This window comes from Arthrobacter sp. B0316-1-20 (assembly GCF_059091865.1).
In genome coordinates, this window is the sequence record NZ_JBNHHC010000038.1 from 1 (window position 1) to 26,345 (window position 26,345).

Below are 26,345 nucleotides of genomic sequence, written 5' to 3' on the forward strand. Positions count from 1 at the left end.
CCGAACTCGAAGGCCAGGGCAAGGCCATCGTGGAGGACGCGGGCCACTACGCCGACGAAGACGCCCTGTACGTCTCGGCCGCGAACCGGGCCGACGGCGAACCGGCCACCGAGGACGACGCCAACGCCTACATCATCCAGCGCGACTGGCAAGGCAACCACTCCGCCAAACCAGTCATCAACGGGTGGAAGGAACTCGGCTTCACCCCGCGCCACGAACGCTACGACGGCGGCCGCCAGGCACAGTCCGGCCCCATGACCGAGGAACAGAAAGCCGAACGCAAAACGCTGATCGCCAACAACAAGGCGATGGAGTCCGCCGGTGTCGTCCGGCGGGAATTTGTGAAAAACCTGTTGGCACGCAAGCAGGCACCCAAGGGCTGGCAGTACTTCACCGTCCACGCCATCACCCACCACCCCGAGACCGCCAGCGGCTACCAAGGCGAGGTCGCCGCAGACATGATCGGAGCCAAAACCGAAGACAAGAACGGACGCTGGGGCTGGAACCCGCTCCGCGACCACGTCGCCAACACCACCGCCCGGCCCGAGTTCTCCCTGATCGCACTGATCTGCGCAGGATACGAAAAGACCATCGCCAAGGACTCGTGGCGCTCACCGCACCAAAGCCACCGCGACTACCTCAACCAGCTGGTCACCTGGGGCTACACCGCCTCCGAGACCGAACAGATCATCATCGACAGCGGCAAAGAAACGACAACTGACGCCGCCTAAAACGACCCCTTGCCGGGCGGCCACGAAACCGCCCGGCAAGGCACCAATCACCACAGGCAGGCCAGGAACCTCCCAAAAGTGGGGCGGTCCGCCGCCCAGGACACACCACAGCAACCACTCACCAGCGGCGGACCGCCGCTCAACGCGACACAACCCCAAGAACCAATCCACCGCGCGACCAGGAACAACGAAGTTCCCCGGCCCCGTGGCAGCACCATAATAATTCAGCTACGCTGAACCACAGATTTCCTTTGCAGAGGGAAAAAGAGAGGCCGGCACACATACTGCCGGCCTCTCTTTTCCCGTCAGCGGCAAGTATTTCATCCGTTCACGAGGTGATACAGAAAATTCTTCACGCGGCTGCGCCGGGACTCTCGTTCTCGGCGCTCGGCGACTTCGCGATACTCGCGGAACGTCCCCTCATCATTCCAGTCCGGCAACGTTACCGGCTTGGGAAGTGAATAGGATACGGACTTTACTGTGGCTTTAAGCCCACGCTTACGCGCCGACCTTTGCTTGGCTCTGTTGCGCTGCACTTTCGTCTTCAATACCGCCACCTCCGCTCTGTTCATCTAGTGTATTCATTGGGTCGGACAACTTGACGCGGCCCTTTATCGAGGCTTTGGCGATCCCGATGAGGTTGGCCGCAAGCTGAACAACCAGTTCGTCTTCGGAGGTCAGGGCATGCGGCGCCTTGGCGTCTATGGTGAGCATGCCATACCGATCTGCAGCGCTAACGATTGGGGCGGCAATAAAGCATCGATAACCCTTTCCGCTGCCGCGCCAGCCCTCTGCTCCCTGGTTGGTATCCGCTTGTAGCCTCGCCTTCTCACTCGTATGAGCAAAGTCGATAGCGGCCTTTCCTCTAGGGTCCGTAGCCACGAATGCACCGGACGGACGACGCGTGCCCGCGTCCTTAAACGGCACCAGTTTCGAGTGGTTCTCATTGAAGAAATAGACAATCGCGCGGACATCCTCTACTTCCGGATAGGCCCGGACCAACGCCCCGACCAGGTGGGTGCACACAGCTTTGAGATCTGATTTCTTATCACCCTCGGTGCCGTGCTCACTGTCAGCTATTTGCCGTGCAGCAACGGCCAGGGCATCGAGAAGCTGCTTGGTTTGGACACCGGACTGTTCCCGGAGCTGCCTGCGATTGAACGCAAGAATGATGATAATCGCCAGAAGGACACCTGCGGCGATTATCCACCCCCAATAGCCTTCCCACAGGTGGCTCCAAGCAACGCGGGACTGGCTCTCGGCCGTGGATTGAGGATTCGATTTCTTTTCTTCCGCAGACAGAGCAAAGAACTGCCCCAGCAACGCCCCAGCAATCAGGGGACAGATGACTATCGACACGTTCCAGAGACCTCGCAATAGACGTATGCGAGCACGGATCAAGTTTGGGGGCACCAGCGAATTCTATTGGACGAGGGGATGCCGCCTGGCCTTCTCGGACGGACGCATACCTCAACAGATCGATGGACACGTCAATAACGACCGTTCTAGACGCAGCACGTTTTGACACCCACCGCCGGGTTTAGGCCAAGGGTCACAGGCCAAGTGCGTAACTGGACCGCAAAATTCTGTGAAGGCGAACGGGTTTTGACCCAATCGCCTTCCATCTGTGCCCTCAGCCCCGTGGCGCAGCGGTCGGATCAACTCCAGCAAGGCTAACCAAGCCAAGCCCGTCTACCGGGACGCACGCGTAAAGGGTGTACGAGCGGCCTCCCCGGTTCGACTCTGCCCAGTCGATGACCTCCGGAATGTCTGCACCGGAGACCTCCCACTCATCCGACTTTGTTCCGGCCCAGAAGTACACCCGGTACCGAGGGCGGTCTACCTCCCAGGTTTGGTCGCGGGGATCGACAGTCGTGGTGTCCATGTCCCGAGTATGCAGGAGGGACCAACCCGGCACTGTGGCTGCTGCTGCTCGCCGGTGGAGGTACCCACGTTTGGCGGCATCAAAACGCACGTCGCGCTGCCGCGTCTCAGGCCCTCGAATCCCTCTAGACTGATCCGGATTCCGCTGCCGCCATTGGATATGTCGACATGAGATGGAAGATCGATGTCGACCCGGTTCCCGGCATCAGCGGGTCCTAGCCGAGACCCTCAGCCGGCTTCGAGCACGAAGAAGATGAAGGCCACGAACGCTGTCCGGCCTTCGAGGTGAGGGGGGAAGAGCTCCCGCGGTGCATCCGGAGAGGCGGGCGGTTCGCTGATGATCTTCAGGCGAAAGCCCGCTTCCGTGAACGCGTCGGTCATGGCGTGCAGCGGCCGATGCCAGAACGTCAGCGTCGCGGCTAGTCCGTTGAAGACGTTCTCCTGCGAGTACTCGGTGATGGCAAAGTAGTCCGCGTCCGGCTCGATGACCTTGTAGACGAAGGGGTGGTTCACCGACAGGATGAGGCGACCACCTGGCTTCAGGACGCGTCGCAGCTCAATCAGGGGCGCCGACCAATCCTTGAGATAGTGCAGGACCAAGGACGATACAACGTCGTCAAAGGACCCGTCTTTAAATGGGAGCGGTTGGCTGAGGTCGGCTACCTGCAGCGCTGCGCTATCGCCGAGCCGTTGTCTCGCCAGCTCGACCATGGCAGGGCTGGCGTCGAAACCGGTAACGGTCGCGCCCTTTCCGATCAGCGCCGCGGCCAAGGGGCCGGAACCGCATCCGGCATCCAGGATCCGGTGGCCGTCGACGTCCCCGGCGAGGTCGATCATTGCTGGCCGCTCGTAGTAGGCGTTAAGGAGGCTGGACTCGTTTTCCGCGGAGTAGTTCTCGGCGAAATTGTCGTAATGATCGGCCTTCACCGGATCCTCGCTTTCGGGACAACGCTCATCTTAGGGTCGGTCCGCTCGTTCCTGACGATCTACGCACAAAATCGGATTGGGACGCCTTGCCGGTGATCTCGGGACGCGAATCGGTTGGGCAGGATACTTCGAACCTACGCCGCAGTTCACACTGACGACCGGACGGCGCGCCGAAATGACAGATGCGCTGTTATCGGCGTCGATACCTGAAGGACGGATCCGATGAAAGCTCGGAGAATCTACTCGCCGCTTCCACTGATTTTCGCGCGGCAAGGCCCCTAGTTGAGCAAGTGGGATAGGGCGGTTACGACGCCATGTTCCTCATTCGTTGGCGCGGTGTAACGGGCGCGGGAACGCAGGATCGGGTGGGCGTTGTCCATGGCGAACGACAGGTCGGCGCGGTCGAACATTTCGAGGTCGTTCAGGAAGTCGCCGAACACGACGGTTTGAGCGGCATTCACGCCCAGGGTTCGTTGCAGTTCCTGCACTGCTCGTCCTTTATTGGTGCCCGGTGCCATGATGTCAATCCACTGCTTACCGGAGACGGCCATCTGGTGACTGGATGCCAGTGGAGCGACGATGCTTCTCGCGCTGGACTCAACGTCGGTGGAGTCGTAGATCGCGAGCTTGAGGATGTCATCCGTGACAGTGGTGAGATCCTCGACCGTGGTGAGTTCGGCGTAGTAGGTTTCCGCCTCGCGGATGAATCCAGCATCGCGTCGCTCGATGTAGGCACTGCGGCGGCCGCATACGACCAGGCCAAGGCTGTTCGCGGTTTCCGTTGCGTGGCGAACCGCGTGGATGACGCGCGTCACAGTGGGCTCGTCCATGTAGGTGGCCGAGAGTACGGCGCCGTCACGGACAACAAGGGAGCCGTTCTCGGCGATGAAGGTGGCACCTGCTGGTGCATTGGGGAACATGCGGGCCAAGGTGGCGTATTGCCTGCCGCTGGCGGGTACAAATGTGATGCCACGGGCACGCATCCGCTCCAGCAACGGCCAGAACCCGGCAGGAACGTTACCGTCCCCGTCCAGCAGGGTGCCATCCATATCGGAGACCACCAGACGTACGTCGTGAAACGCGCTCGGGATCGAGGACCAAGGCTCAGCGCTTCGAGCAGCACCGGTCATCGTGTCTCGTTCTCTTGACCATGATCGCCACTGCCGCGGAATTCTAAGCTGATCATGGTTCTTAACGCTACAGACAGAGGATTGGTAAAGCGACTTCAGAACGAACCTCCCGGAGGGTAGGACTCACGGGGAGCTTTCTGTGGACGTTGTTCACTCTCAGGCGTGCCGTTGCACCTACACCAGGGCAGTCGGTGTGGACTCCCTGTGGAGGGGCGGCGAAGTGCGGGAGCATTCGCGGCGCCCCTCGCCTTGGCAAGTCTTGGATTGGTCTTCAACAACGAGAGGAGAAGTTCATGTCCTTGAACCAGGACCACCGCAACAAGTCATACCGACTGCAGGTTGCCGGAGTCTGTCGGCGCTGCCGGGGCTTGTCGTTGCACTGTTCCGGGCCGTCTTTGACGACCTTTGGAACGTCGCTGGACGTTGAACATGGATGTCGTTCCCTGATAAACCTCAGACGTAAGCGCTGCTATCGGCGTTCCTGCTTCCCACAAGAGCGTCTTGGTTAGATGTTCCTGAGGGCTCTTTCGGCTGCCGAAAGTGCCTAGACGTCTGGAATATCCAGCTCGCCCTGCCGAACATGGCCCTTGTACGTCAGATGTTCTTTGCTGCTCAGACCAACTTGGTCGCGAGCCTCAGTTTTTTCTACTAGCAGGCTGACTTCGGCCCCCAAGACGAACCCGCCGGACGCGAGCAAAGCTGGTTCTTCGAGATAGACCTTGCGTTTGCGTTTGGCCGTCTGCTGAATGGTCACGATTCCGTCAATATCAAGGGCAGTGATGCGCCCGGAGACGATTTCGGTGTCTGGGCGGTCGATCCGCTTAAATACGCCACGAGCATGGGTGCGACCGGCTTCAGTGAGCTTGGTCGTGGCTCGCCCGCCCATAGGGGAGCGCCACTTGCCCTTCATGTTCAGATCCAGCTTGTCTAACGCTTCGGTCAGATTGCGGGCACTCCGCATGAATTTCTTGTTTTCACCGAACCGATTTGCGATTACAGAAGGCTTTTCGCCATTTTCGAGCATGTTGTGTAACGCAAAAGTATCCCGAATGGCTTGGTCGACCGGGGATACCTCAACGTCTGCTTGATCTGCCTCGTGAGCGGCAAGGGGTTGCTTCGCCTGGTAGTGGAGAACCAGGCTTCCCCTACTGATTCTCACGAGCGTAATCTCAGCTTCAGACGACCGCTTATCAGCTGCAGCTTGAATCTCAGCACTTATCGGGCCAAGCAATTCGTTGGCGACCTCGTGATCGACCCCGCCATCCGCTACCGCGTCACCCGTTAGGCGGATTACCAGATGGGAGAAGGGCGGCAGATCCGGGTTCATACGTTTGGCGGCGTCGTACTCGGCCTCCTCGATAACCTCGAAGATATCGCCTTCAGGCTCGGGAAGGCTCTCCAGAAACTCTTCAACAGCTAGTTCCTGCTCAGGCGTGACGTGCTCATCGAGGTAACTCTGAACGCGCTCACTCACACGACACCTCCAAGTAACCCCGCGCTGCAGCGTCGTCAGGCGCGATAGGGGCGGCCTTTTCGCCAGCCGGCCTGATCCGTTGCCACCAGTCGTCAAGTCCCCCGCGCTTTGCCAGGTACGTCTGTGCGTGGTCGGGCAGCATAGTGGGATGGAGTGTTGATTGAAGGCTACGCCACGGTATGGGGAATGGGTCGACCATGTATTTCTTGGTTATGCTCGTGCGATTGCCAATGAGCTTCTTCAGGCTTTTGATGCCAGGTTTGCTGTGAAGATCATCGACAATGGCCTCGTCATAGACAGGCGAGAGGTCGATGTCGTCTGGATCCAGCTCGCTGGACGTGAAGCTACCGCCGACCCATATCGTCTTGAGGATTGGTTGTCCGAGGGCAGCCTGGGACGTCTTCCAAGCCAGCAGGTAGCTGGTGAAGCCATCCCAGATAGCGGCTCGTGTGGAGGAAGCCTGGAAGTCAGGGGACAGGACGAACCGCTGCCTTATGTTGGAGAGTGTCGTCCTGTAACGACCAGGTGGCAGGTGTCCGGTCTCCGGATCAAAGGGCGGAATCCCGTACAGTGCGCTGGCTCCAGTATCAAGCACCGCGGTATTCAATGATTCCCCCATGGCCATAGGCTGTCATATTCGGGCGCTGAATGCCGCATGCTAAACGATATGTTTCAGGAGCGGCGGCCCTGCGAGCCATCACGTTTGTACCCAAGCAGTGCGACGACGACCCGCGCCGAGCCCAGACAACGAACTCCGAGACCCAGACTAGTGCGCTGGTCCGTCAAATTAAGTCCAATATGGAAAGGGACTAGGATGGCGCGCCAGCCTCATCAAAGGACCCTTTACCGGGACGAAGGCAGACGGTTCGTTCCCGGCCGGCCAGGCCCGGATTCCGCCCGCCGGCTTGTCTCATCAATATGTCTCACTTCCGCTATTCTCAACAACAGGAAAAACAGCCTTTTGGTGGGACAAGGGGAAGCGGCCTGTCCAGCATCGGGTACGCCCGGGTCAGCACCGTGGATCAGCCAACCCGAACTGGACAGGATGCTCGACCACCTGCGCGAAGGAGAAGAGGTTGGTCTCGAAGCTGGACCGGCTGGGCCGCAACACACGCAACCTGCTGGCCCTCATCGATGACCTAGTGGGGCGGGGTATCCGCTTCCGGTCGTTGACCGAGGGCATCACCACCACGGGTGCCATGGGCAGGACCATGCTCACCGTCATGTCCGCCTTCGCGCAACTCGAACGGGACCAGTTGGCCTAGCGGACCCTGGCCGGCATGGCCGCAGCCGCCGGCCACGGGGCGGCGGGCCGGACGCAGGGAAACTCACGGCGGGAGACCCAAGGGTGAAGTGCGCCCGTGAGCTGAAGGCCCAGGGGCCTGAAGCCCGCCGACATCGGCAGGATCATCGGGGCCAGCCGGGCCAGCCGGGCCACCGTCTACCGCTACCTGAGCCTGGACGCCTCATAACCGATTTGGAGTTCGTACCTAGCGTTTATGGGGCTTCGTAAGGCCGAACCGGAACTCAGGATAGGCATCGATGTGGTTATACAAGCTCTTGGAAAAGGAACTTGTCTTCTGGATGTCGTCGACGGCATCTGCAAGCATTACGAGGTAGGACCAGGGCGTGCGGTAGTAGATCCCTTTGTCCGGGTCGGTCTTGAGGCGCTTTAGGACGGGCGGCGGATTCACGCAACTGTGGTTCCAGATCCTCACGTTATGGGCGCACTTGTTCCTCAAGGTCGCGAACGCTCTGGAAATGGATTCCATGAAAGCCGGGTCGGGGTAGCCGAAGGACTTGCTCACTCGGTATCTGACGTCGTCGTCCAAAAGGAGCCGGTACATCTTTGAAACCGTTCCCATGCTGAGCACCTCGACGGCCACCCAGATAGGGACCGGCTTTCCCCGGTCCCGGTGCGACTTCACGAAGTCTTCGTGTGAGCGGTTGAGTTCGGCTTCCATGTCGCGCACCAGATCTTCGCGAAATACCCTCACTTCCCCGTCCCTCTCATGTTCCTCGTCGCGGTACAGCCCAAGGGACCGATAATCGTAGGGGTCTTGGTGAACAGAGAAGAAGTAGGCGAGCCGGGTGCGGAAGGCCACTTCGAAAACGGCCAGTCCCTCCAAAAGAAGGCCGCGCAGAATCTCATCAAACTCGTAGACATCGATGATCTGCTGCAGGGAGACGCCCGGTTCGAACTCGTTGTCGCCGAGGTGCGGCGCTTTCTGGAAGTATCGCCAGTAACCGGACATCCGGTAGTAGCCCCTACTGAGAAGCATCCGGACCATTGTCATTTCTTCGTCCGGGCCGATGCGAAGTTTGCGCTCCTTTAGGAGCGCGAGCTGCTCAGGGAGTGTGCGTGCCGGTTTGTCCACCGTTACAGCATAGTTAAAGAAAAAGCCCGCCGGTCTTGGGGAAGCTTTCGCTCTAGCCCTGGCGGGGTTTGTTGGATAAAACGATACCGTACTTACCTACAACTACCAAGTAACTGCCCGGCATTCGGATTCTGACTCGCGTGTTCCTAGGTCCGCTGTTGTATTTGGGCGGCCTTCACCGGGCACCTTGGGCCGCAGGTCGAAACCTGCTTGTCCACGTTCCTTAGGAGTGTCTTACAACCATCGCTGGCGGCGGATGTTCCGGTTCCTGCTTATGAGACGCGGCAGCAAGACACCTCGTGCCCCGACGCTTCGAAGGCATCCGGGTGTCCCGTGTTCGTGTCTCGCATCTCGCGTGATGCGAGACAGCATGAGCGCCGTTGTATGGTCAGCAGCAATGATGAGCCGTCGGTTGGCTCAAGGCGAAGTGCCTGGTTTCCGGCGCGGCACGTTAGCCGATGGGGGAAGGCGATTCGATTCCCTGCACCAGGCCCGATTCCAGCACCACGTTGACGGTCGCCTGGTAGTGGGCCCGCAACACTGCTGCGGTCCGGTCCGCATCCCGGGCAAGCGCGGCCTCCAGAATGTCGCGGTGTTCCTTTTCCACATCGCGTACCGCCGCGGCGGGGGACGGTGCTGCCCAGCACCGGTACAGTTCCGTGTGGTCGGCCAGGTTTGCGGCCAGTCGGGTCATGTGGGGGCAGGCGCAGGCCTGGAGCAGCGCCGCGTGGAAGACCCGATGGGCCCTGGCCCAGTCCTCGTTGATGTGGGCGGGATCTTCGCTCTTCCGGCGGGGCGTGCGGGCCAGCTGGTGATGGGCGGCCATCAGGTCTGATTCCCAGGTCAGGTCGCCGCGTTCAATGGCCAGCCTGACGGCCAGTGCTTCCGTGACGCACCGCAGCTCCGTGATGTCCTGCAGCTCCGTCAGGTTGAGGTCGCTGACAAAAAACCCCCGGTTCGGCTTGACCGCCACCAGGCCGTCACCGGCCAGCTTGGTGAGGGCCTCCCTGATGACGGTCGTACTCGTTTCGTACCGCGCCGCAAGCACCGCGGGCTGCAGTTTTCCGCCCGGTGGCCATTGTGCGGCGAGAATGTCCCTGCGCACTGCGTCGATGGTGCGGGTGATGTTGTTCACCGGTCCAGTTGCCATGGGAAAAATATACCACCCTCGTTAAATATATTATTCGTTGACAAGTGGATTATTAGCGATTAGCTTGGGTGATCAGCAACACAGTGCGGCTCTTGAGCACGGGCGGACCGTGGCAGTCCAGCTCGTGCGAGTTCTTCCGCAGGGCCGGTTAGCTCCGGCCCGCAAACCACAGCCTCACAGCCCGACCAGGGGGTTATCCTCCTGCCCGAAAGGAACACCATGAACTACGCCAGCTTCATCGCCGCGGACGGATCGCCCACCTGGGGCGTCATCGTCGACGCTCAGGCCTACGATCTGGGCCCCACGGGCCTGAACCTTGCCGGAGGCCTGCGCGAAGCCGTGGCCTCCGGCATCTTCGGAACCGTCGGGGAGCAGTACCGGAGCGCGCCGTCGCGCGCCGAGGCGGAGATCGAATTCCTGCCGGCCATCACGGACCCGGGCAAGATCATCTGCGTTGGCGTCAACTACCGCAGCCACCAGCAGGAAACCGGCCGGGCCGCGCACCAGGCCGAGCAGAAGGCCCCGACCATCTTTACCCGCTTCGCGGATTCCCAGATGGGCCACCTGCAGCCGGCTCTCATGCCTGCGACGACGAATGAGTTCGACTACGAGGGTGAAATGGCCCTGGTCATCGGCCGGGAAGCCTTCCATGTCGCCGAAAAGGATGCCTTCGACTACGTGGCCGGCTACGGCGCCTACAATGACTTTTCCGTCCGGGACTGGCAGTTGGCCGCCACGCAGTGGACCCCGGGCAAGAACTTCCCCGGCACCGGCGGCTTCGGCCCGTACCTGGTCCCCGCAGCCGACCTGGGCGACGTCAACAGGCTCACCTTGGAAACCCGGGTCAACGGCGAGACCCGCCAGAAGGCCTCCGTCGCCGACCTGTACTTCACCATCCCGCAGCTGATCAGCCACGTCACCGGCTTCACCCGGCTGTCCCCCGGCGACGTGATCGTCACCGGCACCCCGGGCGGCGTCGGCCGGTTCATGACCCCGTCCGGCCTGCTCGCCGCAGGCGACGTGGTGGAAGTGGAGATCACCGGTCTGGGCGTGCTGCGCAATACGGTCGTCCCGTCGCCCTGATTCCAGAACCCCAGCCTGGAGAGCGACTGATTGATTGCCGACGGCTCGGAAACACCGGCACCGCCACCGGGTATCACCTGGGTTGCTGCGCGCACTCAGAGGATGCCTGACTGTCCACCGGATGCATTTCCTGGCCAGCCTGATTCAGAACCGCATCTAGAGGCACCACATACTTAATGAGGAGTGAGTAACGATGGGCACTTCTATCGCCCACCCGGAGCAGAACATTGACGAAAACACCGGAGCTGAAAGCATGACTGCGCCAACCCCCCAAGGCGTGTATGACGTCATCATCGTGGGTTACGGTCCCAGCGGGGTCACCGCGGCCAATCTTGCAGCTAAGCAGGGGCTCCGAATTGCAATTGTTGAAAGGGACACGGACGTCTTTCCGCGGCAACGCGCGATCTCCTGTGATGACGAGGTCATGCGGGTCTTTCAATCAATAGGATTGGTCGAACCCATCCGCGCGACAATGCATGAAGGAGTCACCTCCAAGTTTGTCACGTCCAAGGGCAAGGAAATCCTCAGCCTTGCCTCATCGATCACGCATAACGGATACCACCAGAGAAACTTCTTTCATCAGCCCCATCTTGAGGGGGAGCTGCGAAAAGGGATCCAGCGGTACCCCGAGCTGGTTGATCTCTTCCTCGGACATGAAGCCGTCTCCGTTGAAAACGGCCCGGATAGCGCAACTGTCACGGTCAAGTCGGCAGCTGATAATACGAACGTGGCCCTTGAGGGTAAGTATGTTTTCGCCTGTGATGGCGGCAGCAGCACCATCCGCAAGGCACTGGGGATCCCGATGGAAGGGACGTCCCTGCCCGATCCTTGGTTTGACGTCCAGGGTGAGACGCTGCAGCCGATGCAGGGCACGCCCTACTTCAAGTTCATCTGTGACCCGAAACGCCCGGGCGTCGACTGCCCGTGCCCCGGGGGAATGCACAGATTTGAGTGGAGAATCAATAAAGGCGATGACGGTGGACAAATGTCATCCAAAGTCTGGTCCATCATCACCGACCTGGCCCGCAAAGGCAGCGGTAACCCCGCACTTCAGATTAATGATGAGACCCTGGACGTAAAGCGCACCTGGCAGTACACCTTCCATGTCCGCCGGGCCGCCCGATGGAGAATCGGCCGGGTATTCCTGCTGGGGGATGCGGCGCACATTATGCCGGCGTTTGCCGGCGCCGGTATGGCATCAGCTATCCGCGACACTGTCAACCTGGTCTGGAAGGTGAAGGCTGTGATCGACGGCAGGGCATCTGACTCTCTTCTGGACACTTATCAGGACGAGCGTGAGCCCCATGCGGCAGCGATTACAAAATACGCCGAAAAACTCGGCAAGATCGTGCAGGTAAAGAACCCCGTCCTCGCCTCATTGCGGAACACCTATTTCCGGACCCTCCGGCACATTCCCGGCCTGAAGTCCTACACAAACTCCATGAAGGGAAAGCCGGTCCCGGGCTTCCAGTCAGGATTCGTCGCCCGTCCAAACCACCAGAAGACACCCGTTGGCAGGACGTTTCCCAACTACGATGTTGGCACCGAAAACGGGCGCATGCTTCTCGATGACTACCTTGGCCAGGATCTCTGCATATTCGGCCTGAATGCGGACCCTCGAACGTTGCTTTCCTCAGAGGAAGTCAGCGCGTGGGAAGCGTGGGGTGCACGGTTCATCCGTATCCGTACCGGAACGCTGATTGTTGGTCAGGATGAAGTGGGCGATCCTGTGGGCCGCCTGTGGGAGTGGTTCCAGAAGAACAACAGTGCTCAGCTCGCCATCGTGCGCCCGGACCGTATCGTTTACGGGGTCGATTCAGACCGAGTCGATCTTTCGCCGAAGTTTGCTGAAATCAAAACTAAGACAATGGCTTAGATAAATCGGCCTTCCACTATTGCTCTAACATCGTCCGGCGGCGCCTCTGCCCATGGAGCTGATTAATTCAATTACTCTCTTGAGAAACGGTTGTCATGAACGCAATTAACGGTATGTCTCCTTCAGTGACGCAGGCACCACCCGTTGACCGTAAAGGAAATGCCCGGCGGGCTGCAGTAGCAAGCTATCTGGGAACAACAGTTGAATTTTACGATTTCTTCATTTACGGAACCGCTGCCGCCCTTATTTTTCCCACGGTATTCTTCCAGAACGTACCTTCTGCCCTGGGGGTGATCCTCTCCTATGTGACTTTGGCCGCCGGCTACGCTGCCCGCCCGTTGGGAGGTATTCTCTTCGGGCATTTCGGTGACCGGATCGGACGAAAAAAGATGCTCGTCCTCTCCATGATGATCATGGGGCTGGTCTCCATAGCAATCGGAATCCTGCCTGCAACCGCAACGATCGGCGTCCTCGCGCCTGTCCTGCTGGTTCTGCTCAGGGTCATTCAGGGCATCGCGGTTGGCGGAGAATGGGCGGGGGCGTCACTGATGGCCCTCGAACATGCACAGCCAAAGAACAGGGGATTTGCAGCCAGCATCGTATCCAGCGGCGCTCCCTCCGGAGCCGTCTGCGCAACCCTGGTTTTCGCGGCGCTTTCTGCAATGCCCAAAGAACAGCTACTGTCCTGGGGGTGGAGAGTGGCCTTCCTTGCATCCGTGATCCTGGTGATCATTGCGGTCGTTCTTCGCACGAAGGTCACCGAATCCCCGGAGTTCCTGCGTGACGTAGCAGAGGGTAAGAATAAAACAGCCGTAGCTCCTCTCCTCTCAGTACTTCGTAATTCCCCCGGACGGTTGATGAGCGGAACCCTCGCCGGGATCGCTCCGTTCTTTCTGCAATCACTCCTGGCAACGTTCGTCATCACCTACGCGGTCACCCAAGGGCACATGCAGGCTACCGTCCTGTGGATGGTGACAATCGCTAACGCACTCATGATTTTCACCGTTCCCGCCTTCGCAGCTCTTTCTGACCGTGTCGGCCGCAAACCGGTGATGTTGGGCGGATACGTGTGCGGGATCCTGGCGATCTGGGCAGTGTTCGCTCTGGTATCCCAGGGAAGCACCCTGCTCCTGCTGCTTGCCCTGATCATCGCAAATCCGATCGCCAACGGACTCATGTACGGGCCGATGGGCGCGTTTCTTTCGGAAAAGTTCAGCACTGAAACCCGTTACACGGGCATGGCAGTGTCCTACCAGATGGCGACGTTGGTGGGCGCCGGATTCGCACCGCTGATCGCCTCCTCGCTGCTGATAGCCGGTGGAGGTGAAACGTGGATGATTTCGCTCTGCTTCGTCGCGATGTGCTTGATCGGCGCTTTCGCAGTCGTCCTGGGCAAAGAACATAGCAAAAGGTCCTGATTTTTTTGCCAGCGGCTGCTTATGCAGACTTCCCGCCTGATACAGCCTCCTCGCAGGCAGCCTGCCCGCCTGCAAGCCCCCACTCCGAACGCTAGGAAATGCCAATGACCATCGCACTGTGCACGCTGTCCCACTCGCCGCTGTACGGCATCAACGACCCCGGACCCGAAACCCTGGCCGAGGTCAATGCGGCCCTGGACCAGGTCCGGGACTTCGTGAGGAACTTCGATCCGGAGATCACGGTTGTCTTCGGCCCGGACCACTACAACGGCGTCTTCTACGACATGATGCCCGCCTTCTGCATCGGTTCCGGTGCCCGCTCCGTCGGGGACTGGGGCACCAAACCCGGCCCGTTGCCGGTGGACAGGACCGCGGCCCGGGCCTTGGTGGCGTCGGTCCTGAACGCGGGCGTCGACGTCGCCCAGTCCGAGGAAATGCACGTCGACCACGGAATTTCCCAGCCGCTGGAATTCATTTTCGGCCAGGGCTACACGAACCCGGTCGTGCCGGTCTTCATCAACGCGGTAGGTCTGCCCCTGGGCCCGATGGAGCGCATCCGGCTCCTCGGCGAAGCGGTAGGCCGGGAGGTCTCCTCGTGGAACAAGCGCGTACTCATCATCGGTTCCGGCGGCCTGTCCCATGACCCGCCCGTGCCCCGGCTGGAGGAAGCATCCCCGGAGGTCATCGCCCGCCTCATCGACGGCCGCAACCCCTCCCCGGAACTGCGCGCCGAACGCGAACGCCGGGTGATCGAGGCCGGAAAGGCCCACGCCGCCGGAGATACCTCCTTCCAAGACATCAACCCCGAGTACGACGCCCTGGTCATGGACACCCTGGCCGAGGGCCGCGTGGCCGCCACCGATGCGTGGACCAACGACTGGATGGAGAAGGAGGGCGGGCATTCCGCGCACGAGATTCGCACCTGGGTGGCGGCCTACGCCGCGCTGTCCGCGGCCGGGGACTATGCGGTGACGAACCGCTGGTACTGGCCCGTGCAGGAGTGGATGACCGGATTCGGAATCATGACCGCCGTCTCGAAGGAGGCCTGAAATGGGAAAAACCGTGGATGTCGAAACCCGCCTAGCCATCCAAGCGCTCACCGCCGAACACGCCTACCGGCTTGACCACGGCCAGGCCGACACCCTGCACGAACTCTATTCCGCCGACGGGGAACTGCTCGGCCTGCCGCCGAAGGACCTGATCGGCCGGGAGGCCCTCACGGCCTGGGGCGCCGAGCGGGTGAAGCTGGCCCGGACCTCGCGCCACGTGGAGACCAACCACCGGCTGGTGTGGGACGACGGAACACTGACTGGCACGCTGTGCGCCACGGTGTACCGCAGCGACACCGCCGATACCAGCGACACCGCGCCCTTCATGGTCGGAGACTACGAGGATCAATACGTCCAGGAGGCCGGGGAATGGAGAATCCGTCGCCGCGTCATCCGGCGCGCCTTCCGGATCCAGCGCCAACCATGAGCGTGCAGCCCGCCCCAGCAACACAGAAAAGGGATTTGAGTCCATGAGCACCACCCCCACCCAAGGCGCCCACACGGGAGCCAAGGCGTTCAGCCTCGATGACCTGGAACTGCAGCAGGTGAGACCGGGATTTTCCCGCACAGGGATCAGGTCGGACGGGGCGGTCACGACCGTCAACTGGTTCGACCCCGGCTATAAAACGGTCGGCCCGCATTCGCACCCCTTCGACCAGCTCAGCTACGTCCTGGCAGGCGCCATGAGGTTCTACGTCGGCGACGAGGTCTTCGACCTCATCGCGCCTGCCGTCCTCCACATTCCGGGAGGCGTGCCGCACTGCGCCGAGCCGCTGGGCGAGGAGCGGGCACTGAACATCGATGTCTTCGCCCCGGTCCGCGAGGACTACCTGGGCCTGTGCGAACACCAGGGATACGGATCATGAAAGCAGTACGGTTCAGAACGGCAGGCGGCCCCGAAACCCTCGCCGTGGAAGAACTCCCGTGTCCTGTGCCGCAGACGGGAGAAGTTCTCATCCGGGTGACCGGAGCAGGGCTTAACCGGGCCGACTCGTTGCAGCGCCGAGGACGCTACAACCTGCCGCCCGACGCCTCGGACATCTTCGGGATGGAAGTCTCCGGCACCATCGCCGAGACGGGCCGCGGCGTCAGCGGCTTCGCGCCGGGCGACCGTGTCATGGCGCTGCTCGCCTCGGGCGGATACGCAGAATACGTCGCCGTCAACGCCGGCCACGTCCTGGCGGTCCCCGCGGAAACCGATCTGCTCCAGGCCGCCGGGATACCCGAAGTGGCAGCCACAGTCGTCTCCAACGTCTGGGGCACCGGCCGCTTCACCTCCGGCGAGACCGTTCTGATCCACGGAGCCACCGGGGGCATCGGGGTCTTCGGCATCCAGCTGATCAAGGCGCTCGGAGGGCGGGTGGCAGTGACCGCATTCACCGACGCGAAGCTCGAGGCCGCCAGGGAACTCGGGGCTGACGTACTGATCAACTACAGGGAGGAGGACTTCGCCGCACGGATGGCCGCTGAAGGCGGCGCGGACATCATCCTCGACACTGTCGGCGGGCCGTACCTGGGCCGCAATGTCGAGGCCCTGGCGCCCTTCGGGCGGATCGTGACCATCGGTATGCAGGGCGGGCCCGAGGGCACCCTGAACTTCGCCGCCCTCATGAAAAAGAAGGCGTCCGTGTCGGGAACCCTGCTGCGCGACCGATCGCCGGAGCAGAAAACACAGATCATGGACGAGGTTAAACGCGTTGTCCTGCCGCTCCTGGACGCCGGCACCGTCAGGACGGTCACGGAGCGGGTGTACCCGCTCTCCGAAGTAGCCGCAGCCCACGCCTACTTCGAAACCAAGGGCCACGTCGGCAAAATCGTACTGGACTGCCTCCACGCCGGGTAGCGCCTTCCTGCGGAACGCTGGCTGTGCCCGCTTTACGTCCGCGGTGCCGGACGGAAGAACGATTTCGGGTCGTCGGAGCCGAGAAGATCGCGATGGAAGACGATGCGTCGACCGGCTCGGTGTCTGCGAACAGGACGGCCCCGGCAGCGGAGTTCACCACGCCGCGCATCGGGAGAAAACTGACCCACCAGCGGCGTTGTCAACGGCTGAGCCAGGGAAGTCGTAAGTTGTCGTGCTGTGGCACGAATTTTGGCCAGGGCGGCAGCCTCGTACTCCCTGCCGGCCTGCTTCCGCGAGCTCAGATGGGCCGGTTGCGGATCGGGCAGGCACCTCCTGACGGCTCCGAGAACTGAAAAGAGGGCCACCCCTGCCATGTGAAACTGTAGCGGCTAGGTTAGCTAAGCAGGACAGTTTTGCGGGCAGGCTATACGCGAATCGTGATCCCAACATCACCAAGGGGAGCGGTCGGAAGGTGCCGCGGTGGGGGACCGTCTAATGGGACGCTCGTACGGTTTGTCGCTTATGAGGTGAGGCGGCAGCGAATAGGCTTGGCGAATCATTATTCGGGTTGGGTGAATGGGAGCGTGTTTGCTCATGTGCCGGTGATCGAGGCACACAAATAGTGCCCCCACCTTTCGGGTGGGGGCACTTTTGTGTGCTGGTTGCGGAGCTGACCGGTATTGCGTTGTGATCCTGTGCGGGCGATGTCCGGCATCTTCGCATCTGATCACTTGGCGGGTCAGCTGCCGGCGGCGAAGTTGAGGATCAGTCGAATGGACAGGGCAAGCACCGCGAGAAGGCCTACTACGCCAAAGAGGTTCTGCCACCACCTGTTGCGTAGCGAACCCATCAGGTCGCGGCGGTTCGCCATCACCACGATCAGTGTTGCCAGCAGAGGTGCGACCAGGATCGTTAGTGCCTGGGCGATGACGATGACCTGTATCGGTGAGGTTTGGAAGATGACGGTGATCGTGAGGCCGAACGCGAGGATGATCCCGCTGATCAGTTTCTGAGTGCCTGAAGTGATGCCGTTAGTGCCGCGCCGGTTGAGTGCGTCGGAGAGCATGGTCCCGCCGGCGGTGCAGTTGGCGGTCATGGCAGAGAAAGCGGCGCCCGTGAATCCAATGGCGAAGATCGCGGTGCCGATCGGGCCGGCGAGGGGTTCGAAGACGCTCCCGAGCTGGCCCATGGTTGAGGCGACCTGGCCCGTGGCACCGAGTACGGCGGCCGCAACGACGATGACGAGCGATGTCATGATGCCGGGGGCAACGATGCCGGGGATCGTATCGACGATGGTGATGTCGCGGTAGTCTTCCTCGCTGCGTGCGCGTTCCTTCGTGCCGTAAGAGGTGTAGAAGGCGGCGTTCACGGAGAAGTTCGTGCCGACCAATGCGATGACGAGCAGCCAGGCATCGTTAGGAACGCTCGGGATCAGCCCGGACGCTGCCGCGGCCCAGTCGGGGTTCGCGATGAACGCCGATGTGACGAAGGCAATCGCCATGACCGCAACCATCACGACGAGCACCTTCTCGATAACCCGATAGACATTGCGGAACAGAAGAATCGTGGCGACCAGGAGGGTGCCGATGATCGTCCACATGACCGGCGATCCGCCAAGCAGCATTGACGCGCCCAAGCCGAGACCGACGGCGTTGCCGACCGAGAAGCACAAGGTGACGAGGAAGACGCCGATGCCGGCGACCACCCCGACCTTCTTTCCCAAATGGTCCTTGATCGACTGGATGAGCGAGATAGGCGATTTGATGCCCAGACGCACGCTCATGTCGGTGAGGAAGATCATCAGGATGGTGGAGACGACGATCACCCAGATCAAGGTGTACTGGTAGCCGCTGCCGGCCTGGACGGCGGTGGCGAGGTTGCCGGGCCCGAACTGCCAGGCGCCGGCGACGAAGGCTGGGCCGATCAGGGCAAGCTGGCCCCAGAATGATCGACGGGTCTTTTGGGCTTTGACGCTGCCGGCGGGCCGACGCCGGGATCCCGGCTCGCCCGAGGTGCTAGGCGTCTTCGTGTGAGCAGTCACAGCACGCCCTCCTTCCACGGGACTATTCTCCCGCTCAGTCTTCTTTGACTTTCTGATTCCGACCTCAAAGTCGGATGTGCGGCCTGCCGAAGCGGCCGATCGCGTGCGAAACGCGAGCAGTGTCCGGGCCAGGGTGCGTGCGGTGCAGCTTCTCCCGCACGCACCCTGCTGCCGGTCAGGCGCTGACGGTGACCTTGCCGATGTTTGCGGCAGCGAAGGCTTCCGCAATCTCGGTCTCCGCACCCTCGGGCAGGGGCAGGAGCGGGGTGCGCACTGTGGCGTGGTCCAGGATGCCGCGGTTCACCAGGCCCCACTTCAAGGCGACGGTGCCCTCCATGTGGGACCCGCGGTGGTAAACGTTCTTGGTCACCGGGAGCAGCCGCTCATGAATGGCGTGTGCGCGCGGGTAGTCCTGCGCCTTGCCGGCTTCGATCAATTCGACGAGCAGTTCGGGGGCGATGTTGCCGTAGCCGACGAGCAGACCGTCGACATCGAACATCGTCGGCAGGAGGTACTCGTCATGGCAGGACAGCACCTGCAGCTCGGGGTGCGCGGCGCGCAGCGCGGGGATCTCGGTGTACCACCGGCGCATGTTCCGGACACCGTTCTTCGTGGCGAAGACGCCCTCCTGGCCCGCGATCTCCAGCTGAGTATCGAGGTCGTAGGTTGCCTTGGTGTTGTCCGGGTACTGGAACAGAATCAGCGGCAGACCGGACTCTTCGTAGATCTCCTTGTAGCGCGACTGGGGCGCGCCCTTTTGGTAGCCGAAGCGCAGCCACCCGTGCGAGGGGTAGACGAGACCGGCCGCCGCGCCGGCTTCGACGGCCTTCTTGGCCTCAAGCGCCGCGGTCTTGTTGCCCTCCTTCGTGATTCCGGCCACGACCGGCACACGGCCGTCGGTCGACGCCACGAACGCGCGGATGACGTCCAGCTGCTCCTCTTCGGCAAGGAACGTGCCTTCGCCGGCGTGCCCCAGAACGACGAGGCTCTTCACGCCGTCAATAGATCCGAGCCACGACCCCAGCCGCTGGATCGCAGCGAAGTCGACAGCGCCATCTTCGGTGAACGGGGTGACAGGTGCGGGGCTGAGTCCGCGGAGATCGATGCTCATGAGAACTTCCTCTATTTCTTCGATGGTATTCCGCTAAACTATGAGAACGTTTGCGGGAACGTTTTCAAGTTTGCACGTGTCGCAGCTCACTGTCAAGAGAACGTTTGCAACCAGGAGGAATAGAGTGTCTGTAACGCCCCTGCTGAAGAGGAGAACCGCAATGGAGCCGGCCACCCCTGGAGCTGTCGTCACGCTCAAAGACGTCGCCGCGGCCAGCGGCGTGAGCATCTCCACGGCCAGCCGCGCGCTGGATGAGCGCACCAACTCACGGTCGGCCGCTGCGGCGCATGTGCGGAAGGTGGCCGAGGAGCTCGGGTACCGCAGGAACTCGTTTGCCTCAAGCCTTCGCCGGGGAGAAACCCGGACTTTCGGAGTGCTGGTTCCGCGCCTCAGCGATACGGTCATGGCGCTGATGTTCGAAGCGGTGGAACGTGCGGCAGCGGCCCGAGGCTACTTTGCCATGGTGGCCAGCAGCGGCGATGACCCCGAGGACGAGCGCCGTGCCGCGGAGACGCTGCTGGACCGGAACGTCGACGGCCTGATCCTGGCTACCGCACGGATCGGCGATGAGCTGCCGAAACTCCTGCGTCAGCGTAACGTCGCGCACGCGCTTGTCCTTCGTACCGACGGCGAGAGCCCGTCCGCTATCGGTGATGACGAGGTTGGCGGCTACCTCGCCGTGCGGCACCTGGTTGACCTGGGGCACCGGGACATCGCCGTGATTACCGGCCCGGACTTTACCTCCACCGGAACGGCACGCTTGGCCGGGGCCTGCAGGGCGTTGGAAGAATCCGGCATCAAAGCCCGGGACGAGTGGATGATCGCCGCAGGCTACGGCATTGAAAATGGCTACACGGCAGGACAAACCCTCCTCTCCGCAGGACCCGAAAACCGGCCAACGGCTATCTTTGCGGCGAACGACAACATCGCCATGGGTGTCATGGCAGCAGCCCAACACAACGGCATCACCATCCCCGATGACCTCGCCTTGGTTGGCTACAATGACACGCCGCTGTCGGCGCGCCTGCCCACGCCGCTCAGCTCGGTCAGCGTCCCGCTAGACCAGATCGCCGCCACCGCCATCGACCTCATCGTCAACCCCGGCACCGAACCGCGGATCCGGCGCGCTACGCCCAGCCTGATCCCCCGTCAATCGAGCGGAGCGCCCGTGCACTACGTCCGCACAGCCCAGCCCTGACCCGTAGGAGATCTTGCGCACCGCCCGATTCTCCTCTCGCGATGACACCCTCTTCGGTGTCACCAACGGCATCCCGGCAAGGAAGAAATCGTATAAAGATGTGCGCGGCCGGGGGCTACTGCTGAGGCAGAAGCTGCGAGGCGGGCGGCCAGCCGCAGGTAGCGTCTTGTCAGAGTGAGTTCTAAGACCTGAGTTGTGGCATGTCAGAAATGGGGAGCTAGTACTCTATTCTGACGAGGTTTCGGCCACTAACCTGACGTCAGGTTGGGGTGTACTCCAATTAGGCATCTCGCAGGCTTCCAATGGTTCCATCAAGCCTCCGCCCCCATTTGGTACCGGAAAGGGCTTCCATCTCGGGCTCGAACGGCATTTCCCACCTGCTCTGCAATACTGCAGGCATGGAGTCCCCGGAGTACCGGCATTATTGGCCGGATGATGCATTAGGTCCGGGCCGTCGATGGACGGTGGCTGCCGTCTGCGTGGCCGCCATCAGCATCTTGCTGCTCCTTGGGGGACTGGAGACCCGGCCTGATGCCGAACTGCTGCCGGGGTACGCCGTCGCCTACATTCTGGTCGGGCTGTGCATGTTCGGGCCCGGCATCAGGGCAGCGTCTTCGGGCCAGTTGCTGACGTTCGTCCTGCCAGGCTGTGCCATGGTGGCATTGTGGGCGCTGGGTACCGGTTACTGGGGCGGCCTCTGGCTGCTGGGCCTGCCAGCTTGGGCAATCATCTGCGGCCGCTGGGGCGCCTGGGACAGGCGGCAGCAGGCCGTGAAGCTGGTCCTGTTCGGGGCGGCGCTGACTGCGTCGGCGCTGTTCTTCGTCCTGTCAGGCTTCTATCCGGTCTTCGGTCCTGTTCTGCTCGCAGCGGTGCCCATGGTGTCGCCGGTGCTTTTCATCGCTTCGCATGCCTACCGGAGACAGCCCCTACGGGCTGCTGCCGAGTTCCTGGTGTCCTGTGCGGTCGTTGCCGTGGCACTGGCTCTGCCTTCCTCCGGCTGGTTATCTCCTCCGGGCTTGGCCGGTGCGGCGGTGCTGACCGGACTCCTGATGGCAGTCTGGGCGGGCCGGCGTGGCCGCTATGTACGGGCGGGCACCGTTTAGCTGCTGACAGGGGCATCCCCCACACCCATATGGTTCCCCCAAGTTGGCGGTGCAAGGATGGGCCCATGCATCCGGAAGCAATGGCCCTTTTCTTTGTCGGCTTGTTGCTTGTGATGGGCTCGTCCGTTTACTCCATTAGGCATCCCCGCCGAGAAGGGGAACCGTTCGGGACGCAGCGGAAGATGATGCTCGCCCTGTGCCTTGTCGGAGGTCTTTGCATGGTTCCATTCGTCGTGGCCGCATTCACTGACTTGGCGAAGGGCCAAATCTAGAAGAAGGTGTACATAAACGGGCGGGCGCGCGAGCGGTGGAATGTGGGGCTCCCCCAGTTGTATCAGGAGTTGTAGCATCAGCTATGCGCAAATTGAGCCGGCAAGCGATCAGCGGCAGCGTCTTTGCATGCGGGATGTTCCTTGTCGGCAGCGGCATGTTCCTGGCATCCCTGATGATGGGCACTCCTTTGACGGGGACAGCTTTCAACTTGGCTTGGCTTCTGGTGACGATGGGACTTTTCTTGGCCATCTTCTGGCTGATCGTGCACCTTCGTGACACACGAAAGTAGCCATCGGAAAGTCGCTTTCCCACGGGTTTGTACATAAGGGGTTCCCATTAGATTCGAAGGGGCGTTCATCGGTGCACGGACGGCGTGGCTAAAGTCGCCCTGTCTGCTGAGAGCGATTCGTATCTGCCGCGGTTGGGGCACCTTCACCGGGCCTTTTTGCGGGCGGGGTTTACGCGAAATCGAGGCGCCCTGAAACCTAGTCCTGATCAACTGTGGGATTTGCCGGGGGAGTAGTGCGCTGAAGGACCGGTTCACGGGACAGCGGGCAGCGGCGGTATATATAGACAGTCTTCTGGCGGTCAGGCGTGGCGGGGTAGCAAGGCCAGATACAGGGGAGCCCGGCACTGGCAGCTCGTGATCCTGGGGAGCTGTCGTCCGTGCGGGTCGAATGATCAGTGTTCGCCGTGTAACGCCGATGACCTCAGCCATGCCACCACTAAGGCGCAGATCGGTCACTGCGGCCTATTCACGCAAAGGGGTGTGAGCCCGGCCCCGGCTTAACCGTGAAGGAGTTGCGGTGGATGGCGGTAATTGGGCAGCTTGTCTTGTTGCCGCCGTGTGGGTTGATGCACCGCGCCGGGTCCGGGTGGGCGTTCGGCTATGAAAAGGGGCCTTCCATGGGCCCCTCGATTCCTACCCCGTTGATATTCGAGGATGACTAGGTGATACTCGCTCCATGTGTAGGATGCACCTGACGGCCACACCGCGCTCTGGGTAGCCTGCCGTGATGAAGCCCATCCATGTCGGCCTCGTGGCCGACCCGGCGTCGCCCACCGAGGCCGCGCGCCGGATGAGCGACCTCCACCCACAGGGCGGCGATCACGAGGCCTGGGACATCGAGGTCGTGAGCGAGCCGTTCACCACGGATTGCGAGGACGTCGACACCGCCTTGGCTCGACTGAGGGACCACGGCCGCCGGCACGAATGGGACCTCCTCATCGGCCTGACCGAGCTTCCACTGCATGACGACGACGGCCGGTACCTGCTGGCCAAGACCGACCCACGGCGGCGCACGGCCGTGCTGTCGCTACCGGCGCTCGGTGGGCTCCGTATGCATGCGCGCGCCCGTCATGCAGTGCGCGCACTCGTTGACGGGATGTCCGAGCCCGCCCCGCGGGATGAGCACCGCGTGACGCTTCCCCGCCTCGGTGGCCGCTGGCGGTTGCTTTTGGGCATGGTGCTAGCCAACCGTCCGTGGCGCCTTGTGCCAGGGCTCAAGTCCGCGCTCGTGGCGGCACTGGCGACCGGAGCCATTGCCACGGTCAACTCCACGGTTTGGCTACTGGCGGGCTCGCTGTCGTGGTGGCGCCTTTTGGTCGCGACGATCGCTTCCATCGCGCTCGTGGTCGGCTGGCTCGTGGTTGACGGCGAATTGTGGGACCGTCCCGATGACAACTCCGCCGAGGCCAGGGAAAGGTCCCGTCTCTACAACACCTCAACGCTGGTCACCCTAACCATCGGGGTGATCATCTGCTATGTGGCGCTCTACGTGGTGAACCTGGCCTGGGCGCTGTTTGTCCTCGACCCGGCTGTGATGGGCGGCTACCTCCAGACATCGCTCGGCTATGGCGACCTGTTCGTGCTGACCTGGTTCGTCGCGTCGGCGGCGACCGTCGGCGGTGCCCTCGGCAGCGGTCTGGAGTCGGACGAGGCGATCCGGGCGGCTGCCTACTCAAAGCGCGAGGAGGAGCGCCGCAACCGGCTCGCACGCGAACGGAACTAGACGGCTGCACCAGGCCGGGCCTGCCCTTCGGGCCGGTGGAAGACGCAGAAGGCCGGTGGCTTGCTCGGCACGCCTGTCCGCCAGTAACCCCGCCCGGACCGTCAGCGGCAGTGCCTGCGCCGGCGCCCGCCGCCGGCGGAAACAGGACGACCCACGATGCTGGAGCGTTTTGCACATTTATCCGGCTTCCCCTCGACGCCTGCTACCAAGCAGGCTTAGTATTGAGGCGCGATCAGTTTCTTTTTTCGTACAGAACTGGCCGGCCGGGGTTTCCTGGCCAGCCTCCCGTCTGAATACTCAGGGCTTCCCGCCGGTTCGGCGGGGCTTTACTGGCCACAATACTGATTCCCCATTTCTCCGCGCCCAATTTATGCGTTTTCGGGTGGCGTGCGCGCCACCCTTTTCGAGGCGGCCCTGCCGCATTCTGGCTCTGCAACGCCCGGAAGCTGCAACTACGTGCCCGCGATCGGAATGGGACACAGAAGGAGCGGAAAAGTGAAGGCAGTAACTTACAAGGGACCGAACGACGTCGGCGTCGAGGACGTACCGGATGCCAAAATCGAACACCCCGCCGACGTGCTGGTGCGGATCACTTCGGCGAATATCTGCGGTTCGGACCTGCACATGTACGAGGGCCGCACCAGCTTTGAACCCGGACGTACCTTCGGGCACGAGAACCTTGGCGAAGTGGTCGAGACTGGCCCGGCGGTAAGCAAGGTGAAGGTGGGCGAACGTGTGGTGCTGCCGTTCAACATCGCCTGCGGATTTTGTAAAAACTGCGAACGCGGCTTTACCAACTACTGCTTGACCATGCAGCCCGAACCCCAGCTCGCCGGTGCAGCCTACGGGTTCGCGGACATGGGCCCGTACCAGGGCGGACAGGCCGAGTACCTGCGCGTGCCGTACGGGGACTTCAACTGCCTGCGCCTGGGCGAGGACGCCGTGGAGAAAGAGCTCGACTACGTCATGCTCGCCGACATTTTTCCCACCGGCTGGCATGCCACCGAGCTGGCCGGGGTATACCCGGGGGACTCTGTGGTCATTTACGGTGCGGGACCGGTCGGGCTCATGGCCGCCTACTCGGCCATTATCAAAGGCGCCGGCAAGGTGATGGTCGTGGACCGCCAAAGCGACCGCCTGAAGCTGGCGGAACAGATCGGTGCCATCCCCGTGGATGATTCGGCCACGGACCCGGTGGAGTTCGTCAAGGACCAGACCATGGGATTCGGGGCCGACCGCGGCTGCGAATGCGTCGGCTATCAGGCGCACGACCCGGGCGGAAACGAACAGCCCAACCTGACCCTGAACCGGCTGGTGGACTCCGTCCGCTTCGTCGGCGGCCTGGGCGTAGTGGGCGTGTTCCTGCCCCAGGACCCTGGCGGCCCCGACAAACTCGCCCAGCAGGGCCAGGTGGCCTTCGACTACGGAAACTACTGGTTCAAGGGACAGACGATGGGCTCGGGCCAGTGCCCGGTCAAGAAATACAACCGGGCGCTGCGCGACCTCATCGCCGGCGGAAAGGCCAGCCCCTCCTTCATCGTCAGCCACGAGCTGCCGCTGGATCAGGCCCCCGAGGGGTACAGGAACTTTGACAGCCGCGAAGACGGCTGGACCAAAGTCGTCCTCCACCCGGCCGAAGCCTGAGAGATCACGGACGGGAGAAT

General features: G+C 62.0%; 23 protein-coding genes and 1 pseudogene. 14 read left to right on the forward strand and 10 right to left on the reverse strand.

Features of this window, described 5'->3' with window-relative positions; all coding sequences use genetic code 11:
* A pseudogene (locus AC5RW2_RS33315) lies at positions 1-731 on the forward strand (ParB/RepB/Spo0J family partition protein); the annotation flags it as partial.
* A gap of 498 nt (positions 732-1,229) precedes the next feature.
* On the opposite strand, the gene AC5RW2_RS33320 reads toward AC5RW2_RS33315, so the two are convergent.
* The 6 genes from AC5RW2_RS33320 to AC5RW2_RS33345 form a co-directional block, all read right to left on the reverse strand.
* Positions 1,230-2,090 (reverse strand): GAF domain-containing protein, encoded by an 861-nt coding sequence (locus AC5RW2_RS33320; protein WP_493961860.1) that lies wholly within the window; start codon positions 2,088-2,090, stop codon positions 1,230-1,232.
* 274 nt (positions 2,091-2,364) lie between these two features.
* Positions 2,365-2,616: a hypothetical protein gene (locus AC5RW2_RS33325; RefSeq protein ID WP_493961861.1), complete on the reverse strand. Its 252-nt coding sequence runs from the start codon at positions 2,614-2,616 to the stop codon at positions 2,365-2,367.
* A gap of 227 nt (positions 2,617-2,843) precedes the next feature.
* The gene (locus tag AC5RW2_RS33330; RefSeq protein WP_493961862.1) at positions 2,844-3,542 is read right to left on the reverse strand and encodes a class I SAM-dependent methyltransferase; all 699 of its coding nucleotides are present in this window, start codon (positions 3,540-3,542) and stop codon (positions 2,844-2,846) included.
* Between the two features lie 278 nt (positions 3,543-3,820).
* Positions 3,821-4,672, reverse strand: a complete 852-nt coding sequence (locus AC5RW2_RS33335) for an HAD family hydrolase (RefSeq protein WP_493961863.1) — start codon at positions 4,670-4,672, stop codon at positions 3,821-3,823.
* Between the two features lie 544 nt (positions 4,673-5,216).
* Positions 5,217-6,146, reverse strand: coding sequence for a hypothetical protein (locus AC5RW2_RS33340; RefSeq protein ID WP_493961864.1), 930 nt, complete (start codon positions 6,144-6,146; stop codon positions 5,217-5,219).
* The gene (locus AC5RW2_RS33345; RefSeq protein WP_493961865.1) at positions 6,139-6,765 is read right to left on the reverse strand and encodes a DUF6932 family protein; all 627 of its coding nucleotides are present in this window, start codon (positions 6,763-6,765) and stop codon (positions 6,139-6,141) included. The genes AC5RW2_RS33340 and AC5RW2_RS33345 overlap by 8 nt, the downstream gene beginning before the upstream one ends.
* A gap of 457 nt (positions 6,766-7,222) precedes the next feature.
* On the opposite strand from AC5RW2_RS33345, the gene AC5RW2_RS33350 reads away from it, so the two are divergent.
* Positions 7,223-7,411: a recombinase family protein gene (locus tag AC5RW2_RS33350; RefSeq protein WP_493961866.1), complete on the forward strand. Its 189-nt coding sequence runs from the start codon at positions 7,223-7,225 to the stop codon at positions 7,409-7,411.
* A gap of 225 nt (positions 7,412-7,636) precedes the next feature.
* Here the strand turns inward: AC5RW2_RS33350 and AC5RW2_RS33355 are convergent, their stop codons facing one another.
* A complete protein-coding gene (locus AC5RW2_RS33355; RefSeq protein ID WP_493961867.1) occupies positions 7,637-8,524 on the reverse strand; it encodes an Abi family protein in 888 nt (295 codons plus the stop codon).
* Between the two features lie 451 nt (positions 8,525-8,975).
* Positions 8,976-9,674: a GntR family transcriptional regulator gene (locus AC5RW2_RS33360; RefSeq protein ID WP_493961868.1), complete on the reverse strand. Its 699-nt coding sequence runs from the start codon at positions 9,672-9,674 to the stop codon at positions 8,976-8,978.
* Positions 9,675-9,893: 219 nt separating this feature from the next.
* On the opposite strand from AC5RW2_RS33360, the gene AC5RW2_RS33365 reads away from it, so the two are divergent.
* The 7 genes from AC5RW2_RS33365 (at position 9,894) to AC5RW2_RS33395 (ending at position 16,943) form a co-directional block, all read left to right on the forward strand.
* The gene (locus AC5RW2_RS33365) at positions 9,894-10,757 is read left to right on the forward strand and encodes a fumarylacetoacetate hydrolase family protein (protein ID WP_493961869.1); all 864 of its coding nucleotides are present in this window, start codon (positions 9,894-9,896) and stop codon (positions 10,755-10,757) included.
* 193 nt (positions 10,758-10,950) lie between these two features.
* Positions 10,951-12,633 (forward strand): FAD-dependent monooxygenase, encoded by a 1,683-nt coding sequence (locus AC5RW2_RS33370; RefSeq protein WP_493961870.1) that lies wholly within the window; start codon positions 10,951-10,953, stop codon positions 12,631-12,633.
* Positions 12,634-12,728: 95 nt separating this feature from the next.
* Entirely contained in the window at positions 12,729-14,051 is a 1,323-nt protein-coding gene (locus AC5RW2_RS33375; protein WP_493961871.1) for an MFS transporter, read from the forward strand.
* A 104-nt stretch (positions 14,052-14,155) separates the two neighbouring features.
* Complete coding sequence (locus tag AC5RW2_RS33380; protein ID WP_493961872.1) at positions 14,156-15,100, forward strand: 3-carboxyethylcatechol 2,3-dioxygenase; 945 nt, start codon at positions 14,156-14,158, stop codon at positions 15,098-15,100.
* Between the two features lies 1 nt (position 15,101).
* A complete protein-coding gene (locus AC5RW2_RS33385) occupies positions 15,102-15,527 on the forward strand; it encodes a nuclear transport factor 2 family protein (protein ID WP_493961873.1) in 426 nt (141 codons plus the stop codon).
* Positions 15,528-15,570: 43 nt separating this feature from the next.
* Positions 15,571-15,966 carry a cupin domain-containing protein gene (locus tag AC5RW2_RS33390; RefSeq protein ID WP_493961874.1) on the forward strand — a complete coding sequence of 132 codons (396 nt, stop codon included), beginning with the start codon at positions 15,571-15,573 and terminating at the stop codon, positions 15,964-15,966.
* Positions 15,963-16,943 (forward strand): NAD(P)H-quinone oxidoreductase, encoded by a 981-nt coding sequence (locus AC5RW2_RS33395; RefSeq protein ID WP_493961875.1) that lies wholly within the window; start codon positions 15,963-15,965, stop codon positions 16,941-16,943. Before AC5RW2_RS33390 ends, AC5RW2_RS33395 begins: the two co-directional genes overlap by 4 nt.
* A gap of 739 nt (positions 16,944-17,682) precedes the next feature.
* On the opposite strand, the gene AC5RW2_RS33400 is transcribed toward AC5RW2_RS33395, so the two are convergent.
* Both AC5RW2_RS33400 and AC5RW2_RS33405 read right to left on the reverse strand, forming a co-directional pair.
* Positions 17,683-18,984: an Nramp family divalent metal transporter gene (locus AC5RW2_RS33400; RefSeq protein ID WP_493961876.1), complete on the reverse strand. Its 1,302-nt coding sequence runs from the start codon at positions 18,982-18,984 to the stop codon at positions 17,683-17,685.
* A gap of 175 nt (positions 18,985-19,159) precedes the next feature.
* Positions 19,160-20,095 carry a dihydrodipicolinate synthase family protein gene (locus AC5RW2_RS33405; RefSeq protein ID WP_493961877.1) on the reverse strand — a complete coding sequence of 312 codons (936 nt, stop codon included), beginning with the start codon at positions 20,093-20,095 and terminating at the stop codon, positions 19,160-19,162.
* 160 nt (positions 20,096-20,255) lie between these two features.
* On the opposite strand from AC5RW2_RS33405, the gene AC5RW2_RS33410 reads away from it, so the two are divergent.
* The 5 genes from AC5RW2_RS33410 to AC5RW2_RS33430 all read left to right on the forward strand — a co-directional run bounded on the left by AC5RW2_RS33410 (position 20,256) and on the right by AC5RW2_RS33430 (position 26,325).
* Positions 20,256-21,293 (forward strand): LacI family DNA-binding transcriptional regulator, encoded by a 1,038-nt coding sequence (locus tag AC5RW2_RS33410; RefSeq protein WP_493961878.1) that lies wholly within the window; start codon positions 20,256-20,258, stop codon positions 21,291-21,293.
* A gap of 398 nt (positions 21,294-21,691) precedes the next feature.
* Positions 21,692-22,396: a hypothetical protein gene (locus tag AC5RW2_RS33415; RefSeq protein ID WP_493961879.1), complete on the forward strand. Its 705-nt coding sequence runs from the start codon at positions 21,692-21,694 to the stop codon at positions 22,394-22,396.
* Positions 22,397-22,751: 355 nt separating this feature from the next.
* Positions 22,752-22,958 carry a hypothetical protein gene (locus tag AC5RW2_RS33420; RefSeq protein ID WP_493961880.1) on the forward strand — a complete coding sequence of 69 codons (207 nt, stop codon included), beginning with the start codon at positions 22,752-22,754 and terminating at the stop codon, positions 22,956-22,958.
* 727 nt (positions 22,959-23,685) lie between these two features.
* Positions 23,686-24,681, forward strand: a complete 996-nt coding sequence (locus tag AC5RW2_RS33425; protein ID WP_493961881.1) for a hypothetical protein — start codon at positions 23,686-23,688, stop codon at positions 24,679-24,681.
* A 495-nt stretch (positions 24,682-25,176) separates the two neighbouring features.
* Positions 25,177-26,325, forward strand: coding sequence for a glutathione-independent formaldehyde dehydrogenase (locus tag AC5RW2_RS33430; protein ID WP_493961882.1), 1,149 nt, complete (start codon positions 25,177-25,179; stop codon positions 26,323-26,325).
* Positions 26,326-26,345: the final 20 nt, after the last annotated feature.

Excerpts from the sequence above, each read along its gene's own strand:
- AC5RW2_RS33360 (WP_493961868.1), bottom strand. The coding sequence starts at position 9,674 with ATGGCAACTGGACCGGTGAACAACATCACCCGCACCATCGACGCAGTG.
- AC5RW2_RS33325 (WP_493961861.1), bottom strand. The coding sequence starts at position 2,616 with ATGGACACCACGACTGTCGATCCCCGCGACCAAACCTGGGAGGTAGAC.
- AC5RW2_RS33365 (WP_493961869.1), top strand. The coding sequence starts at position 9,894 with ATGAACTACGCCAGCTTCATCGCCGCGGACGGATCGCCCACCTGGGGC.
- AC5RW2_RS33375 (WP_493961871.1), top strand. The coding sequence starts at position 12,729 with ATGAACGCAATTAACGGTATGTCTCCTTCAGTGACGCAGGCACCACCC.
- AC5RW2_RS33370 (WP_493961870.1), top strand. The coding sequence starts at position 10,951 with ATGGGCACTTCTATCGCCCACCCGGAGCAGAACATTGACGAAAACACC.
- AC5RW2_RS33420 (WP_493961880.1), top strand. The coding sequence starts at position 22,752 with ATGCGCAAATTGAGCCGGCAAGCGATCAGCGGCAGCGTCTTTGCATGC.
- AC5RW2_RS33380 (WP_493961872.1), top strand. The coding sequence starts at position 14,156 with ATGACCATCGCACTGTGCACGCTGTCCCACTCGCCGCTGTACGGCATC.
- AC5RW2_RS33415 (WP_493961879.1), top strand. The coding sequence starts at position 21,692 with ATGGAGTCCCCGGAGTACCGGCATTATTGGCCGGATGATGCATTAGGT.
- AC5RW2_RS33395 (WP_493961875.1), top strand. The coding sequence starts at position 15,963 with ATGAAAGCAGTACGGTTCAGAACGGCAGGCGGCCCCGAAACCCTCGCC.
- AC5RW2_RS33335 (WP_493961863.1), bottom strand. The coding sequence starts at position 4,672 with ATGACCGGTGCTGCTCGAAGCGCTGAGCCTTGGTCCTCGATCCCGAGC.
- AC5RW2_RS33345 (WP_493961865.1), bottom strand. The coding sequence starts at position 6,765 with ATGGGGGAATCATTGAATACCGCGGTGCTTGATACTGGAGCCAGCGCA.
- AC5RW2_RS33405 (WP_493961877.1), bottom strand. The coding sequence starts at position 20,095 with ATGAGCATCGATCTCCGCGGACTCAGCCCCGCACCTGTCACCCCGTTC.
- AC5RW2_RS33385 (WP_493961873.1), top strand. The coding sequence starts at position 15,102 with ATGGGAAAAACCGTGGATGTCGAAACCCGCCTAGCCATCCAAGCGCTC.
- AC5RW2_RS33410 (WP_493961878.1), top strand. The coding sequence starts at position 20,256 with ATGGAGCCGGCCACCCCTGGAGCTGTCGTCACGCTCAAAGACGTCGCC.
- AC5RW2_RS33390 (WP_493961874.1), top strand. The coding sequence starts at position 15,571 with ATGAGCACCACCCCCACCCAAGGCGCCCACACGGGAGCCAAGGCGTTC.
- AC5RW2_RS33425 (WP_493961881.1), top strand. The coding sequence starts at position 23,686 with ATGAAGCCCATCCATGTCGGCCTCGTGGCCGACCCGGCGTCGCCCACC.